General features: G+C 39.1%; 1 protein-coding gene. It reads left to right on the top strand.

Translation table 11 applies throughout. The annotated features are described in order from the left end of the window. Window positions 1-150: 150 nt before the first annotated feature. The coding region (locus DWX33_RS23025) for a hypothetical protein (RefSeq protein ID WP_233570225.1) at window positions 151-338 on the top strand (188 nt) is incomplete at its 3' end.

Consider the following 338-nt stretch of genomic DNA (forward strand, 5'->3'; position numbering starts at 1 on the left):
TGCAAGGCAAAAAAAGGAAGATTTCAGACGAATAACAACGTGGTGTTTGTGAATCGTCCCCTTATCCCCGTAAAAGGGGTTAGCAACAATCTATATTTGCAACGGAAAATGATTTGACTTCCCTAAAAAATGATATGAAAAAGACAAAACTTGAAAATCAGCAACAGGTTTGGAAAGGATGCAAAAAACAACCGGTTAGACAGCAAGCATGGCACATTCCGAAAATATGGTCAGCCGCCTATCGACACACCGGAAGAAACATCTGCAATTCCTTTTAAAAAAATGAAGCCGAAGAATGAAGCATACAATATTCCACGTATCGAAAAAAGTGACTGCAC

The organism is Parabacteroides sp. AF19-14, from assembly GCF_003635485.1.
Taxonomy (GTDB): domain Bacteria; phylum Bacteroidota; class Bacteroidia; order Bacteroidales; family Tannerellaceae; genus Parabacteroides; species Parabacteroides distasonis.